This is a genomic window from Brotaphodocola sp., from assembly GCF_050873365.1.
In the GTDB taxonomy this organism is placed as follows: domain Bacteria; phylum Bacillota; class Clostridia; order Lachnospirales; family Lachnospiraceae; genus Brotaphodocola.
In genome coordinates this window covers 129037-143222 of sequence record NZ_JBNMIQ010000001.1, presented here as the reverse complement: position 1 = coordinate 143222, position 14186 = coordinate 129037, and the positions used below count along the sequence as shown (strand labels likewise).

Below are 14186 nucleotides of genomic sequence, written 5' to 3'. Positions count from 1 at the left end.
CCGGTTTTATACGGTCTGTCTCTTCGGAATAAATACCTGGAAGTCTTTATTTCCCTTGAGCTCTTTTCCGGCGGAGATCGTCACGTTCTTATCGGTGATGACGTAATCCAGATCAGCACCGGCCTCAACAACGGTATCCTGCATCAGCACACAGTTGCGAACGCGAGCGCCCTTTGCGATTCGAACGCCTCTGAAGAGGATGGAATCCTCGACATCGCCCTCGATCACGCAACCATCGGCAGCCATGATGTTCTTCGCATTTGCGCCGTTGATGTAGCGGGTCGGGTTATCGTCACGAATCTTCGTGTAGATCGGGTTAGCGGAGAAGAGGGCATCGACATTGACGTCGTCGAGCATCTTCATGTTCTCCTCAAAGTAGCTCTTCATATCCGTGATGCGGGCAACGTATCCGTTGTAGCGGTATCCCTGAATATTCAGCTTGTTGACCTGAGGAGCGAGAATGTCGCGCTCGAAGTAGATGTATCCGCGCGCAAAAGCAACCTCAATCTGCTGAATCAGGAGCTCTCTGCTGAGAATGTAGATGTTCATGCCAAAGTTCTGGATTCCCTGCTCCTTGGAGTTCATGTAGATGTTTCTCACACGACCGTTCTCGATTGCGAAGGTATAGTAGAGAACATCGTCTGTGATCGGAGCGGAGAGAAGACCTGCCGGAAGCGGCTCTTCCTTGTAAGCGATCGTGACATCAGCACCACTCTCAACGTGCTTGTTGATGAAATCCTTGAAGTCAAAGTTTGCAACCAGGTTTGTGTCTGCCAGGATGACATACTTTTCTTTCTGGCGCTTTAAGTGGCTTAAGATGTTTGCAAGAGCCTGTACACGACCGTTGTAGACGGAGACACCGCGCTCAGCGTAAGGCGGAACGATATTCAGACCGCCGTTCTTGCGAACGAGATCGTAAGCACGACCGGAACCTAAATGATCCATCAGGGACAGGTAGTTCTTGCGGACAACAACGGAGATGTTGTCGATTCCGCAGTTAGCCATGCTGGACAGGATGAAGTCAACCAGACGATAACGGCTGGCGAAAGGAATGGAAGCCATCAGGCGTTCTGCTACGAGATCCGGAACCAGAGCGTCGTATGAGTTTGGAAAAATGATGCCCAGAGCATCAGAGTTAGAATTTACCATTGTTCTTCACCATCCTTTACATCGTTGTTGATCATCGCCTTAGGACCGATCTTTGCGTTTGCGCCGATCTTCACGCCGGAACCGATGGTTGCCACATTCTTCTCATCGCCAGATGGCATATCGCCGACTACCGCATTCTCGCCGATCTCTACATTCTCAGCGATGATGGCATGACGTACCACAGCACCTGAACGGATCGTGGAACCACCCATGACAACAGAATCCTCAACCACAGCACCCGGTTCTACTTTGACACCGGAGAACAGGATGGAGTGCTTGACACCGCCCTCAATCCGGCAACCGTCTGTGATCATGGAGTTTGTGACAACAGCGTTCTTTGCGATCTTGTGACCGGTCATACCGCTGTTACGGCTGTAAATCTTCCAGTTCTCATCGAACAGGTTGATACCGCTGTGCTCCGGATCGAGCACTTCCATGTTTGCTTCCCAGAGAGACGGGATGGTGCCGACGTCTTTCCAGTAGCCGTCAAAATGATAAGCGTACATTCTGCGTCCGTCACGCAGGAGATTGGGGATGATATTGTTACCGAAATCATTCTCAGAATTCGGATCGGCCTCGTCCTCGATCAGATATTTGCGCAGGATATCCCAGTTGAAAATGTAAATTCCCATCGATGCCAGGTTGGACTTCGGGTTCTTCGGCTTCTCCTGGAATTCGGTGATGCGGTCGTTCTCATCTGCAACCATCAGACCGAAACGGGAAGCATCCTCCCACGGAACCTCCATGACTGCAACACTGAATTCAGCGTTCTTTTCCTTGTGGAAACGCAGGAAATCACTGTAATCCTGTTTGCAGATCTGGTCACCGGAAAGAATAATCACATACTCGGGATTATAGCGCTCAATAAACGAAATATTCTGGTAAATCGCATTCGCAGTTCCCTTGTACCAGTCAGAGCCGGATGCCTTCTGATAAGGCGGGAGCACATGAACACCACCATAGAGACGGTCGAGGTCCCACGGCTGTCCATTGCCGATATACTCGTTGAGAACCAGTGGCTGATACTGGGTCAGGATTCCTACGGTATCGATACCGGAATTTACGCAGTTGGAAAGCGGAAAGTCGATGATACGATATTTTCCGCCAAACGGAACTGCTGGTTTTGCCAGCTTCTGGGTCAGGGCATAAAGCCGGGAACCCTGGCCGCCAGCAAGAAGCATAGCAATCATTTCTTTGGCCATAAAATTTATCCCCCTCAAAATATTCATGTATTCTCAGCCGTGCACATCTTCTATGAGCCGTGTCGCTCAACGAAACCTGTCTGCGGGTGCTTGTGAAAAAGACTCTGAGAATACATCTGTATGCGCATTTTCCATTTTTTGGAAAATTTATAAAAAGATCGCGCATAATGAGAATCACTCATATACAAATTGTACCATAAAACCGAAAAAAAAGACAGATGTTTTGTTAAATACAGGAAAGAAAATTTGTGGTATAATGCGAAAAGAGTTTAAGTCTTTTCAAGTATTGACTTGAATGGGATCATACGGAATTTTTCATTCAGTTTTCATTTAAAAAATTCCTACCTGTGTATTATCATAACTTAAAATACACAGACTTGTATGAAATTTAGGAAAAGAGAGAGTAAAAGAGATGAATTCAAAATACAGAGGAATCTGTTGCATCGTGTTTTCGGCGTTCTGCTTTTCGCTGATGAGTGTGTTTATTCGTCTGGCGGGAGATCTGCCGTCGATGCAGAAGAGTCTGTTCCGCAACCTTGTGGCAGTCTTCTTTGCGATTGGGATCATGAAGAAACAGAAGGTGGGATTTTCGGGCGACAAGAAAAATCTCGGTCTGCTCGTGATCCGTTCCCTGTTTGGAACGATGGGAATTCTGTGTAACTATTATGCGGTCGATCATCTTGTGCTGGCGGATGCCTCGATGCTCAACAAGATGGCACCGTTTTTCACCCTGCTTTTCAGTTTTATTCTGTTACGAGAAAAAATCAGCCTTGTTCAGGGACTTGCGGTTGCGGGCGCATTTCTCGGAAGTCTTCTGATTCTGCGCCCGACCGGGTTTGACCTCACAAGACTCCCGGCTTTTGTCGGACTTCTCGGTGGAATGGGAGCGGGAATTGCGTATGCGTTTGTGCGTCTGCTCGGAACGAGGGGAGAGAAGGGACCGTTTATCGTTTTCTTCTTTTCCTCCTTCTCGGTGTTGATTCTTCTGCCGTTTGTGATTGTGGGCTATCATCCGATGCAGTGGTGGCAACTTGGAAGTCTGCTCCTTGCAGGACTTGCAGCGACAGGTGGTCAGTTTGGAGTGACGATGGCATACTGTTATGCGCCGGCGCGCGAGATCTCGGTCTATGATTATTCTCAGATCATTTTTTCGACAGTCTGGGGCTTCCTGTTCTTCGGACAGATTCCGGATGCAATGAGTCTGGCGGGATATGTCATTATCTGCGCAATGGGAATCTGGATTTTTGTATACAATAAGAGAAAGGCACAGGCATAAAAAGCGCATAAAAAGCCGGGCACTTTGGCAACAAAAAAGACGACTGCGAGAAAGGAAAAGGAGTTCCATTCTGCGGTCGTCTTCAGATTTCAAAGGGAGGAGCCGGCAACCCGTCGTTGCCGGCAATTATGAAAAAAATTTTATCAAATAGTTGGTAGCTTCATTTGATGATCTTAGTATATCGAGAAATTGTGAAAGAAGTTTAGCGGAAGTATGGAATGTTTGTAACAGATTTATGAATAAAAAATGAACGCGGGAACAGCAAAAAAGGAGACAATAGATAGATAACAAATAGATAACAGACAGACCATATGGACGTGCAAAGATGATGAGAGGTGAGTGATAACAATGAAGCAGACGATTCGGATCAAAGTGGAAAATGGAATGATTCTTTTTCTGGCGGTACTTTCTGTGATCCTGTTCGGGCTGACATTTGTGCCGGCGTGGACCGTGGAGTATCGGGTGATGACGTTTCTTGAGATGGGAAGAATGGTGCAGAGAGCCTTCTCTGTAATCCTGTTTTTCCTGTCGTTTCAGCTGAAAAAGCGAAAACATTCGGCGTGGAAGATCACAGTCTTTGTTCTGATCTTGAGTTTACTGCGCTGTATGGCAGAGCTGGCAGAGAGTCCGACGCACCGGATTGCGTTTGTGATCAATGGACTTTTGGTGATTGGATTTTGCATTTTCCGGACGGATTTCTGTTGTCCGGCATCGAAGCGATCGAGACAGCAGGCAATGGTGCTGTTTGGCGTTTCGCTCGTGGGAATCCTGATCAATGCGGGACTGGGCTACCATTATCTGAAACTTGCCGTACAGCCAAATGGCGGAAGTGTTTCGTTCTGGCAGAGCCTTGTAGAGGGCGCAGGGATGATTTTTGGGATGAGCGTGAGTCCGGTCACAAGCCCGTGGGCGCAGAGGGCGGAACCTGTGATTTTCTGGTTCAGCTGGGGCTGTATGCTCGCCTCGGTGCTGTATGCGGTGAGACCGTGGCTTGAGGCTCCGTCGGACAGCCGGGACATCCAGCATGCGCGGACTCTTTTGCATTTATATGGAAAAAATCCCTGCTCGTATCTGACACTCGAGGAGGATAAAACACTGTATTTTGGAAAGAATGTAGACGGCGTGATTCCGTATGGAACCGTGGACGATACGGTGATTGTCAACGGAGATCCGATCTGCGCCGATGAGAATTTCGGCACCCTGCTTGCAGAGTTTCGGGAGTTTTGTCAGAAGAGTGCTTATAAGCTGTTCTTTCTCGGTCTGACGGATGATTATTTAGAGGAGTATAAAAAACAAGGTTTTGGAATCGTCAAAGCCGGCGAGGAGGCGCGGTTTAAGCTCTCTGACTATGAGATTTCCGGAAAAAAGGGTGCGAAGATGCGCATGAATATCAATCATGCAACGAAAGCCGGAATCACAATTAAGGAGTATCGCATCAGCGAACAGAGAGATCCTGAGATTGAGGCGGGACTGACTCGGGTCAGCGATGAGTGGCTTTCCGAGAAAAAGAGCGGTCTTCTGACGTTTACGATGGGAACCGTCGGTCTGGAAAATCCGATGGATCGTCGTTATTTCTATGCGCAGACGGAAGCAGGGAAGATTGTGGCATTTGTCGTCTTCGTACCGTTTATGGCAGGAAATGGCTATATGGCAGATGTGACCCGTCACGGAAACGATGCTCCGGGCGGAGTCATGGAGACGATTATTTATCAGGCATTTCAGGCATTTAAGGAGGAGGGGATCGAGTATGGAAGTCTCGGTGTTGCTCCTCTGACCGGACTTGACGAAAAAAGTGCGAATCCGATCGAGAAACTGCTTCGCTTTGTTTATGACAATCTGAATGCCTGCTATGGATTCCGCGATCTCTATCGGGCAAAGGAGAAGTACAGTCCGACTGAATGGGTGCCGTCCTACTATGCATACCTGCCGAAAGTGCCGACACCCGATATGTTTTATGCAGTGGTAAAGATCCAGAATCCTCAGGGAATCATGGATTATGTGCGGTCATTTTTGAAAGAACGTTTTCAGAGGAAACAAGACAAAAAAGATGAGAGAAAGCAGGAGAGCAAATAACGAGGGAATCGATGAGAGAATGGATAAAACCGTGAACGAGAGAGTCGATATCGTTGGCAATGGAAGGGAAGATGCAGAGTGATGGGGAAAGATGAGACGGAAGATAAGATGAGAAGCGGAAAGTTTGAGACGGATGACGCAAGAATCTATTATGAGGTGCACGGGAGCGGAAGACCGATCGTCCTTCTTCACGGAAACGGGGAGTCCCACAAAATTTTTGAGAAGTATGCAGTCTGGTTTGAAAAACGGGGATTTCAGGTGATTTTGATGGACAGCAGAGGGCACGGTCATTCCCTCTTAAAGAGAACGTCGAGTCTGGAATTTACGACTCAGGATATGGCGGGCGATGTTCTCAAATTGCTCCACCATCTCGGAATTGAGCAGGTCACGCTTCTCGGATTCAGCGATGGGGCGAACATTGCACTGGAATTTGCATCCCTCTATCCGGAGCACACGACGGAAGTGATTGCGGTCAGTGGAAATGCAAAGCCGTGGGGGATGCTTCTGCCGTATTATCTGTTTGTCGGCGCGGAGTATGCGGTTGCCGGAATCATGAGGGAATTCTGTCAGGACAAGAGACAGCGCCAGAAGTTTGATCGGAGCAGGATGCTCAACGGCTTGATGTTTCACTCTCCGGATTTGACGGAGGAGAGACTTGGGAAAATTCAGGCACCGACGCTGTTGATTGCCGGAACGAACGATGTGATCCGAGTTTCTCACAGCCAGTGGATGCAACGCCAGATTCCGGGAAGTCGTCTGGTTCTGTTAAAGAAGGCGCGCCATGTAGATTTCCTGCACAAGAGGGAGCGGTATCTGAGAGTGATTGAGCGATTTTTAAAAGAGGAAAAGGGCACAGTCATAAGATCGGATACAAGACAGAATATAAGACAGGACGCAGGAAAGAGCGAAGCAAAGGCCGTGTAAGAGATCAATCCAAGAAAGGATTATCCAAGAAAAGATCATGAAAGAAAAAATGATACAGAAAAAATCATAGAAGAAAAGATAGAAGAAGAGATAGAAGAAGAGACTGTGGAAGAACAGGAAAGGAATGACGGGGATGAGAGAGAATAAGAACACAAAAATTGACCTTCATGGAGATATTTCCATCCCGTATTTAAAAAAGAGCCGGTTTACCGGAAGTTTCCGGGGAATGCGCTACCTTCTTGAGAAGGCGGAGCGGACGATCGAGGAGGCACAGGGAGAGGAGCCTGCAAAGACAGAAAACGTGATCTGCGCCGTGATCTGGCCGGAACCGTTTAATTATGAGGTCACAGCGGACGAAAAGAAGCACAGCCGGGATTTTCCGTTTACGACGGAGGGAATCTGGGAAGCAGTTGCATGGCTCAATGAGGAGCATGAGGCAGGTCATTTTTGAGTGGATCCATAGACTAATGGAAAAAGCAAACATGTACTTGCCGTCAAGTTGGATGTTGCTCAGACAAGAGAGACTGGAAAAGAAAAAAGAAAAGCGAAGAAGAGATTAAGAAAAATATAAGAAGAGACATAAGAAGAAATTTAGAAGAAACAGGAATGGGTAGGAGAGATGGGTTCAGAAAATAGAAAAGAGATGAAACTGGAAAATAACCTTGACACGGATGATGTGAAAGGGCTTGTCTGGAGACTGGCGATTCCGTCGATGCTCGCGCAGTTTGTCAGCGTGTTTTACAGCATTGTGGATCGAATGTACATAGGAAATATTCCACAGATCGGAGAGAGTGCGCTTGCGGGAGTCGGGGTCTGCGGACCGATTGTGACGCTGATTTCCTCGTTCGCCTGTCTGATCGGAATCGGTGGTGCTCCGCTAATGAGCATTCGACTCGGAGAAAAGAATGAGCGTCTGGCGAAGCAGATTCTTGCGAACTGTTTCCTCATGCTTCTGATTTTATCGGCAGTTCTGACGGGGACGGCGCTTGCGCTCTCAGAAAAGATGCTCTGGTGGTTTGGCGCGGGAGAGAGAACCTTCACCTATGCCTACCAGTACATCACAATTTACCTGATCGGTACAGTTTTTGCGCTGATGACGACGGGAATGAATCAGTTTATCATCTGTCAGGGCTTTGCAAAGATCGGAATGAAGGCGGTTGTGCTCGGTGCGGTTGCAAACATTGTGCTGGACCCGCTGTTTATCTTTGGACTGGGAATGGGGGTACGCGGGGCAGCGCTTGCGACGGTGCTCTCCCAGTTCGCGTCCTGCACCTATGTGCTGACGTTTCTTTTTGGAAAGCGGGTGCCGATCCGCATCACGTTTGGGGATTACAGCTGGAAGGTCATGAAGCGGGTCATCAAGGTCGGTGCGTCCCCGTGCATCATCATTGCGATGGACAATGTGCTGATCATCTCGATGAACACAGTGATTCAGAGACTCGGAGGCCCGGTGCAGGGCGATACGCTGTTGACGTGTGCGACGATTGCACAGAGCTTCATGCTGATTGTGACGATGCCGCTTGGGGGAATCACGAGTGGAACGCAGACGATTCTCGGCTACAATTTCGGTGCAAAGCGTCCCGACCGCATCTGGAAGGCGCAACAGCACATTTTGAAGATGTCATTGGGATTTACGACGATCATGTTTTTGCTCTCCCAGTTGGTACCGGGGCTGTTTGCACAGATTTTTACGAGAAATCCGGAGTACATTGAGCTGACGGCAAGGGCAATCAGGATCTCAGCACTTGCGGTGATTCCGCTTGCGGTGCAGTACACGATTGTGGATGGATTTACGGGAATGGGAATCGCACATGTCGCAATCAGTCTGTCGCTGTTTCGAAAAACGCTCTATCTGGTGGGCGTGTTTGTGATTCCGCTTCTGTTTGGTATCACGAATGTATTCTGCACGGAGCCGGTGTCGGACATCATTTCTTCTATTGTGTCGACGACGGTGTATCTGCTGTTGTTTAAGCGGGTTGTCGGAGATCCGTCGATGGGTAAGAAGAATCAAAAAAAGAAATAAAATAGAGAACAATCAGAAATACGGAGAATCGATTCGATCAAGGATAGAAAAGCTGAAAAATCGGTTTGAAGATCGAAAAAAGAGAGGTAAAAAAGAGAGGCAAAAAAAGAGATCGAAAGGGGCGGTTTCATGAAAACGGTGAGAAAACATTTCTATTTTTCCGGTCGCGTGCAGGGAGTGGGATTTCGCTATCAGGCGACGCGAATTGCGCGGGGACTCGGGCTTTACGGCTGGGTGCAGAATCTCTGGGATGGTCGTGTTGAGATGGAAGTGCAGGGGTCAGAACTCATGGTTTGGGAACTGGTACGGCGTCTGAGACAGGAGCCGTATATCCAGATTGAGGATGTGGAGTCGGAGGACATTCCACTCAAAGACGAAAAGGGATTTTACATGGCAAATTAAAGAGATCAAGCGATCAAACCATTAAATCGATTAAACCATTAAAGCAATCAAACTAATCAAACCATCAAAGCAATCAAACAATCAATTTGATTTGAAAGGAAAGCGGGTTAAAAAATAAAAAATCAGGAGGATGAGGGCAATGTTGACAAAGAAAGAAGTGCTTCTTCAGGCGAGAACATGTCTGGGAAAATATTGTAAGGGGTGTGAGATCTGTGACGGGCGGGCGTGCAGAAATCAGATTCCGGGACCGGGTGCAAAGGGAGTCGGAGACACCGCAATCCGCAACTACGAGAAGTGGAAGGAGATCCGTGTGCAGATGGACACGCTCTGCGCAAATCGCCCGGTTGACACGACATTTGAGCTGTTCGGAAAGAAATTTGCGTTCCCGTTTTTTGCAGGTCCGGTGGGCGCAGTGAACCTGCATTACGGGGAAGCGTATAACGACGCAAGCTACAACGATGTTCTCGTTCGCGCGTGTGCAAATGCAGGAATCTCGGCATTTACCGGCGACGGAACTGATCCGAACGTGATGATCTCGGCGACACAGGCAGTAAAGCGCGCAGGCGGAATCGGAGTGCCGACGGTCAAGCCGTGGGATGCGCCGACCGTAGCAGAGAAGATGAAACTTGTTCGCGAGAGCGGGGCATTTGCAGTTGCAATGGATGTGGATGCAGCGGGACTTCCGTTCTTGAAAGACCGCAATCCACCGGCTGGAGCAAAGACGGTGGAGGAGCTTGGTGAGATCATTCGCGAGGCAGGACTGCCATTTATCGTGAAGGGAATCATGACTGTGCGCGGGGCAAGGAAAGCGAAGGAGGCAGGTGCATCCGCAATTGTCGTCTCAAATCACGGCGGTCGTGTACTTGACCAGTGTCCGGCAACCGCAGAGGTTCTTCCGGAGATCGCAGAGGCAGTCGGAGGTTCGATGAAGATTCTGGTGGACGGAGGAATCCGGACCGGAGTGGATCTGTTTAAGGCGCTTGCGCTTGGTGCAGACGGTGTTTTGATCTGTCGTCCGTTTGTGACAGCCGTGTACGGCGGAGCAGAGGAGGGGGTTGAGGAACTCATCACCCGTCTCGGAGCAGAACTGAAGGATACGATGGCAATGTGCGGGGCAGGAAGTCTCGCAGAAATCACGAGAGATATGGTGCGTTGATCGAAATGAGATCGGATTGCCACCAGAATTCGTTGCTGTTTTCGCCATGCGTGAACAGCAACCTATAACTCTCAGGAATATCATACATTCCATTTTGAGAGTTGACAAAAAGGTACATGATTGTTATCATAAGAATTACGAATTACATGCGAGGTCCGATAGGAGATCAATAAGATAGGAGATCAGTGATTATGGGAAATCGATATGTAATGGGCAAGCTGAGAATCCGATTTGTGTTGGCAGTCGGAATGTCAGTTGACAGGAAAGGGTGAGAGCCGATGGATAGAATTGTTTTATCATTGCTGGTAGACAACACTTCTGGTGTACTGAGTCGCGTTGCGGGTCTGTTCAGTCGCCGGGGATATAATATCGAGAGTCTGACCGTTGGTGTTACGGCAGATGAGCGCTATTCCAGAATGACAGTGGTTTCCTACGGAGATCAGAGCATTTTGGAACAGATTGAGAAACAGTTGCGTAAGCTGGAAGATGTCCGCGACATCAAGGAACTCAAGCCGGGTCATTCCGTTTACCGGGAACTGATCATGGTAAAGGTTCGGGCGAATGCAAATCAGCGTCAGGCAGTCAATGCGATCTCTAGCATTTTCCGTGCGACGATCGTGGATGTGGGAAAAGATTCCCTCACCGTTATGCTGACCGGTGATCAGTCCAAACTGGATGCCCTTATCAACCTGCTCGAGGATTATGAGATTCTGGAGCTTGCAAGAACTGGTCTGACGGGCCTTTCAAGAGGTTCTGATGACATCCGTTATCTGCCGTAAGCGCAGGGCGGACGGATTTCGACGGAAATGTTGATGAGACACGGCGAGATCCATGAGAGATGTTAGCGAGAAGGAATGCCAAAGACGGACAGAGAGACGCCGGTATGAATCCTTTTGCTTATAAAATTTTAAAAGAATTTAGATTCATATGTATTTCCAAGGAGGAAAAGAATCATGGCAAAGATTTATTATCAGGAAGATTGTAACTTATCCTTACTGGAGGGTAAGACGATTGCGATTATCGGCTACGGTAGCCAGGGACATGCACACGCATTAAACTTAAAGGATTCTGGATGCCACGTTATCATTGGTCTGTATGAGGGAAGTAAGTCCTGGGCAAAGGCTGAGAAGCAGGGCTTTGAAGTTTATACCGCAGCAGAGGCTGCAAAGAAGGCAGATATCATCATGATCCTGATCAACGATGAGCTGCAGGCAGATATGTACAAGAAAGACATCGAGCCGAACCTGGAAGAGGGCAACATGCTGATGTTTGCTCATGGTTTCAATATTCATTTCGGATGCATCAACCCGCCGAAGAATGTCGATGTAACCATGATCGCTCCGAAGGCACCGGGTCATACCGTTCGTAGTGAGTATCAGGCAGGTAAGGGAACTCCGTGTCTGGTAGCTGTTGAGCAGGATTACACCGGCAAGGCTCTGGAGAAGGCACTGGCTTACGGCCTGGGCATCGGCGGAGCAAGAGCAGGTCTGCTGGAGACCACCTTCCGTACCGAGACTGAGACCGATCTGTTCGGTGAGCAGGCAGTTCTGTGTGGCGGTGTTTGCGCTCTGATGCAGGCAGGTTTCGAGACTCTGGTTGAGGCTGGTTACGATCCGAAGAACGCATACTTCGAGTGCATCCATGAGATGAAGCTGATCGTAGACCTGATCTACCAGTCTGGTTTCGCTGGAATGCGTTACTCCATCTCCAACACTGCTGAGTACGGCGATTACATCACCGGACCGAAGCTGATCACTGAGGAGACCAAGAAGACCATGAAGAAGATCCTGACCGATATCCAGGATGGTACCTTCGCTAAGGAGTTCCTGCTTGATATGTCTCCGGCAGGTCGTCAGGTACACTTCAAGGCTATGAGAAAGCTGGCTTCCGAGCATCCGTCTGAGAAGGTTGGTGCAGAGATCCGTAAGCTGTACAGCTGGAACAACGAAGAGGATAAGCTGATCAACAACTAATCCGCGTTGCTCATCTGAGAACAAAACCGAATAAGAAGATTTCTTCTACATAGGGAAAAGAGAGAGACTTTGCAGGCAGTTGTCCTGTGAGGTCTCTCTTTTTTTCGGCTCTGTTTCCGGAGAGGTTTCTTGAGAAATTGAATTTTATTTGAGATTTTTTCGGATTTGTAACAATCGTTACGGAGTTTTGATGGATTTTCGAGTATTCTGTATACGAGCGAAAGAAAAAAGAAAGCATGGGAATAGCATGAGAATAGCATAAGAATAACGAGAGAACTCAAAAGAAATATCGAGAAAAATTGAAGAAAATAGAAAGAAAAATCGAAAGAAATAAAGAGACAAAAGAGATCAAAAAATAGCGCAGAGAGATGGAGGAAATCTTGAATGAATAAAATGTTTTGTTTTCAGTGTGAACAGACCGCAGGATGCACTGGATGTACAGGAAATGCGGGAGTATGTGGAAAGAGTGCAGATGTCGCAAATCTTCAGGATGAGCTGACCGGAGAGCTGATCGGTCTGGCGAAAGGGTGCTTTCATCATCCGGGTGATGAGCACACGACCGAGCTGATTATAGAAGCCCTGTTTACGACGATCACGAATGTAAATTTCAATGAAGAGACTGTAAAAGAAATGATTGAGCGCGTGCGTCAGGAGAAGGCGAGAATCTCCCCGGGATGCATCACCTGTGCTTCTCGCTGTGGCGACACAGATGCATATGAGATGAAGGCGATCTGGGAGGCAGATGAGGACATTCGCTCATTAAAGTCGCTGATCCTGTTTGGAATCCGCGGAATGGCAGCCTATGCCTATCATGCGATGGTACTCGGATACCGCGATGAAACGGTTGACCAGTTCTTTGTGAAGGCGCTCGCTGTGCTCGGTTATGAGCTTGAGATGGCAGATCTGCTTCCGGTTGTCCTTGAGGTCGGAGAGGTGAATCTGGCATGTATGGAGCTTCTTGACAAGGCAAATCGCGAGAGTTTTGGAGATCCGAAGCCGGTGACAGTTCCGCTCTCCGTTGAGAAGGGACCGTTTATCGTGATCAGCGGTCACGATCTTCTTGATCTGAAACTTCTGCTGGAGCAGACAAAGGATAAAGGTATTAACATTTACACGCACGGGGAAATGCTCCCGGCGCACGGCTATCCGGAATTAAAGAAATATCCGCATCTGAAAGGAAATTTCGGAACGGCATGGCAGAACCAGCAGAAGGAGTTTGACAACATTCCGGCTCCGATTCTCTTCACGACAAACTGCCTGATGCCGGTGAAGAAGAGCTATGCGGATCGCGTGTTTACGACGGAGGTTGTCTCCTATCCGGAGATGAAACACATCGGAAAGGATAAGGATTTCACACCGGTGATCGAGAAGGCTCTGGAGCTTGGCGGTTATCCGGAGGGGCGCGAGATGACAGGAATTAATGGCGGAAAGCAGGTGATGACCGGATTTGCGCATGGAACGGTGCTCTCCGTTGCAGATCAGGTTGTGGAGGCTGTAAAATCAGGAAAGATCAGTCATTTCTTCCTCGTAGGAGGTTGTGACGGTGCGCGCCCGGGAAGAAATTATTACACGGATTTTGTGAAGAATACTCCGGCGGATTCTGTGATTCTGACGCTTGCGTGCGGAAAGTATCGTTTCAATGATCTCGATCTCGGGGAAGTGGCGGGACTTCCGCGCATCATGGATATGGGACAGTGCAACGACGCGTACAGTGCGATTCGCGTGGCAATTGCGCTTGCGGAGGCATTTGAGTGTTCGGTCAATGAGCTTCCGTTGTCGCTCGTATTGTCCTGGTATGAGCAGAAGGCAGTCTGCATTTTGCTGACCCTGCTTCACCTTGGAATTGAAAATATTCGACTTGGCCCGACTTTACCTGCATTTATTTCTAAAAATGTGTTAAACTATCTGGTGGAGAACTATCACATCGCGCCGACGACGACAGCCGAGGAGGATTTAAAGGCTCTGCTGGGTCGCTAAAGATACTAAAAAGGCGAAGGTGGAAGATTCA

At 48.5% G+C, this 14186-nt stretch carries 12 protein-coding genes; 10 read left to right on the top strand and 2 right to left on the bottom strand.

The window, feature by feature from the left end; all coding sequences use genetic code 11:
- Positions 1-6: 6 nt before the first annotated feature.
- Together glgD and ACR0QT_RS00625 are read right to left on the bottom strand one after the other, a co-directional pair.
- Positions 7-1149 (bottom strand): glucose-1-phosphate adenylyltransferase subunit GlgD, encoded by a 1143-nt coding sequence (gene glgD, locus ACR0QT_RS00630; RefSeq protein ID WP_432628977.1) that lies wholly within the window; start codon positions 1147-1149, stop codon positions 7-9.
- Positions 1143-2351, bottom strand: coding sequence for a glucose-1-phosphate adenylyltransferase (locus tag ACR0QT_RS00625; protein ID WP_177977900.1), 1209 nt, complete (start codon positions 2349-2351; stop codon positions 1143-1145). The genes glgD and ACR0QT_RS00625 overlap by 7 nt, the downstream gene beginning before the upstream one ends.
- Positions 2352-2763: 412 nt before the next feature.
- Here ACR0QT_RS00625 and ACR0QT_RS00620 point away from each other — a divergent pair, with 412 nt between their 5' ends.
- The 10 genes from ACR0QT_RS00620 (at position 2764) to hcp (ending at position 14155) form a co-directional block, all read left to right on the top strand.
- The gene (locus ACR0QT_RS00620) at positions 2764-3627 is read left to right on the top strand and encodes a DMT family transporter (RefSeq protein ID WP_432628976.1); all 864 of its coding nucleotides are present in this window, start codon (positions 2764-2766) and stop codon (positions 3625-3627) included.
- Between the two features lie 348 nt (positions 3628-3975).
- Positions 3976-5700, top strand: coding sequence for a bifunctional lysylphosphatidylglycerol flippase/synthetase MprF (locus ACR0QT_RS00615; protein ID WP_432628975.1), 1725 nt, complete (start codon positions 3976-3978; stop codon positions 5698-5700).
- A gap of 81 nt (positions 5701-5781) precedes the next feature.
- Complete coding sequence (locus ACR0QT_RS00610; protein ID WP_432628974.1) at positions 5782-6624, top strand: alpha/beta fold hydrolase; 843 nt, start codon at positions 5782-5784, stop codon at positions 6622-6624.
- 133 nt (positions 6625-6757) lie between these two features.
- Positions 6758-7075 (top strand): hypothetical protein, encoded by a 318-nt coding sequence (locus ACR0QT_RS00605; protein ID WP_432628973.1) that lies wholly within the window; start codon positions 6758-6760, stop codon positions 7073-7075.
- A 192-nt stretch (positions 7076-7267) separates the two neighbouring features.
- Positions 7268-8647 (top strand): MATE family efflux transporter, encoded by a 1380-nt coding sequence (locus ACR0QT_RS00600; RefSeq protein WP_432629097.1) that lies wholly within the window; start codon positions 7268-7270, stop codon positions 8645-8647.
- A gap of 129 nt (positions 8648-8776) precedes the next feature.
- The gene (locus tag ACR0QT_RS00595; protein WP_177976847.1) at positions 8777-9049 is read left to right on the top strand and encodes an acylphosphatase; all 273 of its coding nucleotides are present in this window, start codon (positions 8777-8779) and stop codon (positions 9047-9049) included.
- A 139-nt stretch (positions 9050-9188) separates the two neighbouring features.
- Complete coding sequence (locus tag ACR0QT_RS00590; protein WP_432628972.1) at positions 9189-10205, top strand: alpha-hydroxy-acid oxidizing protein; 1017 nt, start codon at positions 9189-9191, stop codon at positions 10203-10205.
- Positions 10206-10483: 278 nt separating this feature from the next.
- Positions 10484-10984 (top strand): acetolactate synthase small subunit, encoded by a 501-nt coding sequence (gene ilvN / locus ACR0QT_RS00585; protein WP_432628238.1) that lies wholly within the window; start codon positions 10484-10486, stop codon positions 10982-10984.
- Between the two features lie 171 nt (positions 10985-11155).
- Positions 11156-12178 (top strand): ketol-acid reductoisomerase, encoded by a 1023-nt coding sequence (ilvC, locus tag ACR0QT_RS00580; RefSeq protein ID WP_432628241.1) that lies wholly within the window; start codon positions 11156-11158, stop codon positions 12176-12178.
- A 393-nt stretch (positions 12179-12571) separates the two neighbouring features.
- On the top strand, positions 12572-14155 hold the full coding sequence (gene hcp, locus ACR0QT_RS00575; RefSeq protein ID WP_432629096.1) for a hydroxylamine reductase: 1584 nt from the start codon (positions 12572-12574) through the stop codon (positions 14153-14155).
- Positions 14156-14186: the final 31 nt, after the last annotated feature.

Bases quoted from the DNA above. Each gene is read 5' to 3' on its own strand.
- glgD (WP_432628977.1), bottom strand. From the start codon at position 1,149: ATGGTAAATTCTAACTCTGATGCTCTGGGCATCATTTTTCCAAACTCA.
- ACR0QT_RS00625 (WP_177977900.1), bottom strand. From the start codon at position 2,351: ATGGCCAAAGAAATGATTGCTATGCTTCTTGCTGGCGGCCAGGGTTCC.
- ACR0QT_RS00620 (WP_432628976.1), top strand. From the start codon at position 2,764: ATGAATTCAAAATACAGAGGAATCTGTTGCATCGTGTTTTCGGCGTTC.
- ACR0QT_RS00615 (WP_432628975.1), top strand. From the start codon at position 3,976: ATGAAGCAGACGATTCGGATCAAAGTGGAAAATGGAATGATTCTTTTT.
- ACR0QT_RS00610 (WP_432628974.1), top strand. From the start codon at position 5,782: ATGGGGAAAGATGAGACGGAAGATAAGATGAGAAGCGGAAAGTTTGAG.
- ACR0QT_RS00605 (WP_432628973.1), top strand. From the start codon at position 6,758: ATGAGAGAGAATAAGAACACAAAAATTGACCTTCATGGAGATATTTCC.
- ACR0QT_RS00600 (WP_432629097.1), top strand. From the start codon at position 7,268: ATGAAACTGGAAAATAACCTTGACACGGATGATGTGAAAGGGCTTGTC.
- ACR0QT_RS00595 (WP_177976847.1), top strand. From the start codon at position 8,777: ATGAAAACGGTGAGAAAACATTTCTATTTTTCCGGTCGCGTGCAGGGA.
- ACR0QT_RS00590 (WP_432628972.1), top strand. From the start codon at position 9,189: ATGTTGACAAAGAAAGAAGTGCTTCTTCAGGCGAGAACATGTCTGGGA.
- ilvN (WP_432628238.1), top strand. From the start codon at position 10,484: ATGGATAGAATTGTTTTATCATTGCTGGTAGACAACACTTCTGGTGTA.
- hcp (WP_432629096.1), top strand. From the start codon at position 12,572: ATGTTTTGTTTTCAGTGTGAACAGACCGCAGGATGCACTGGATGTACA.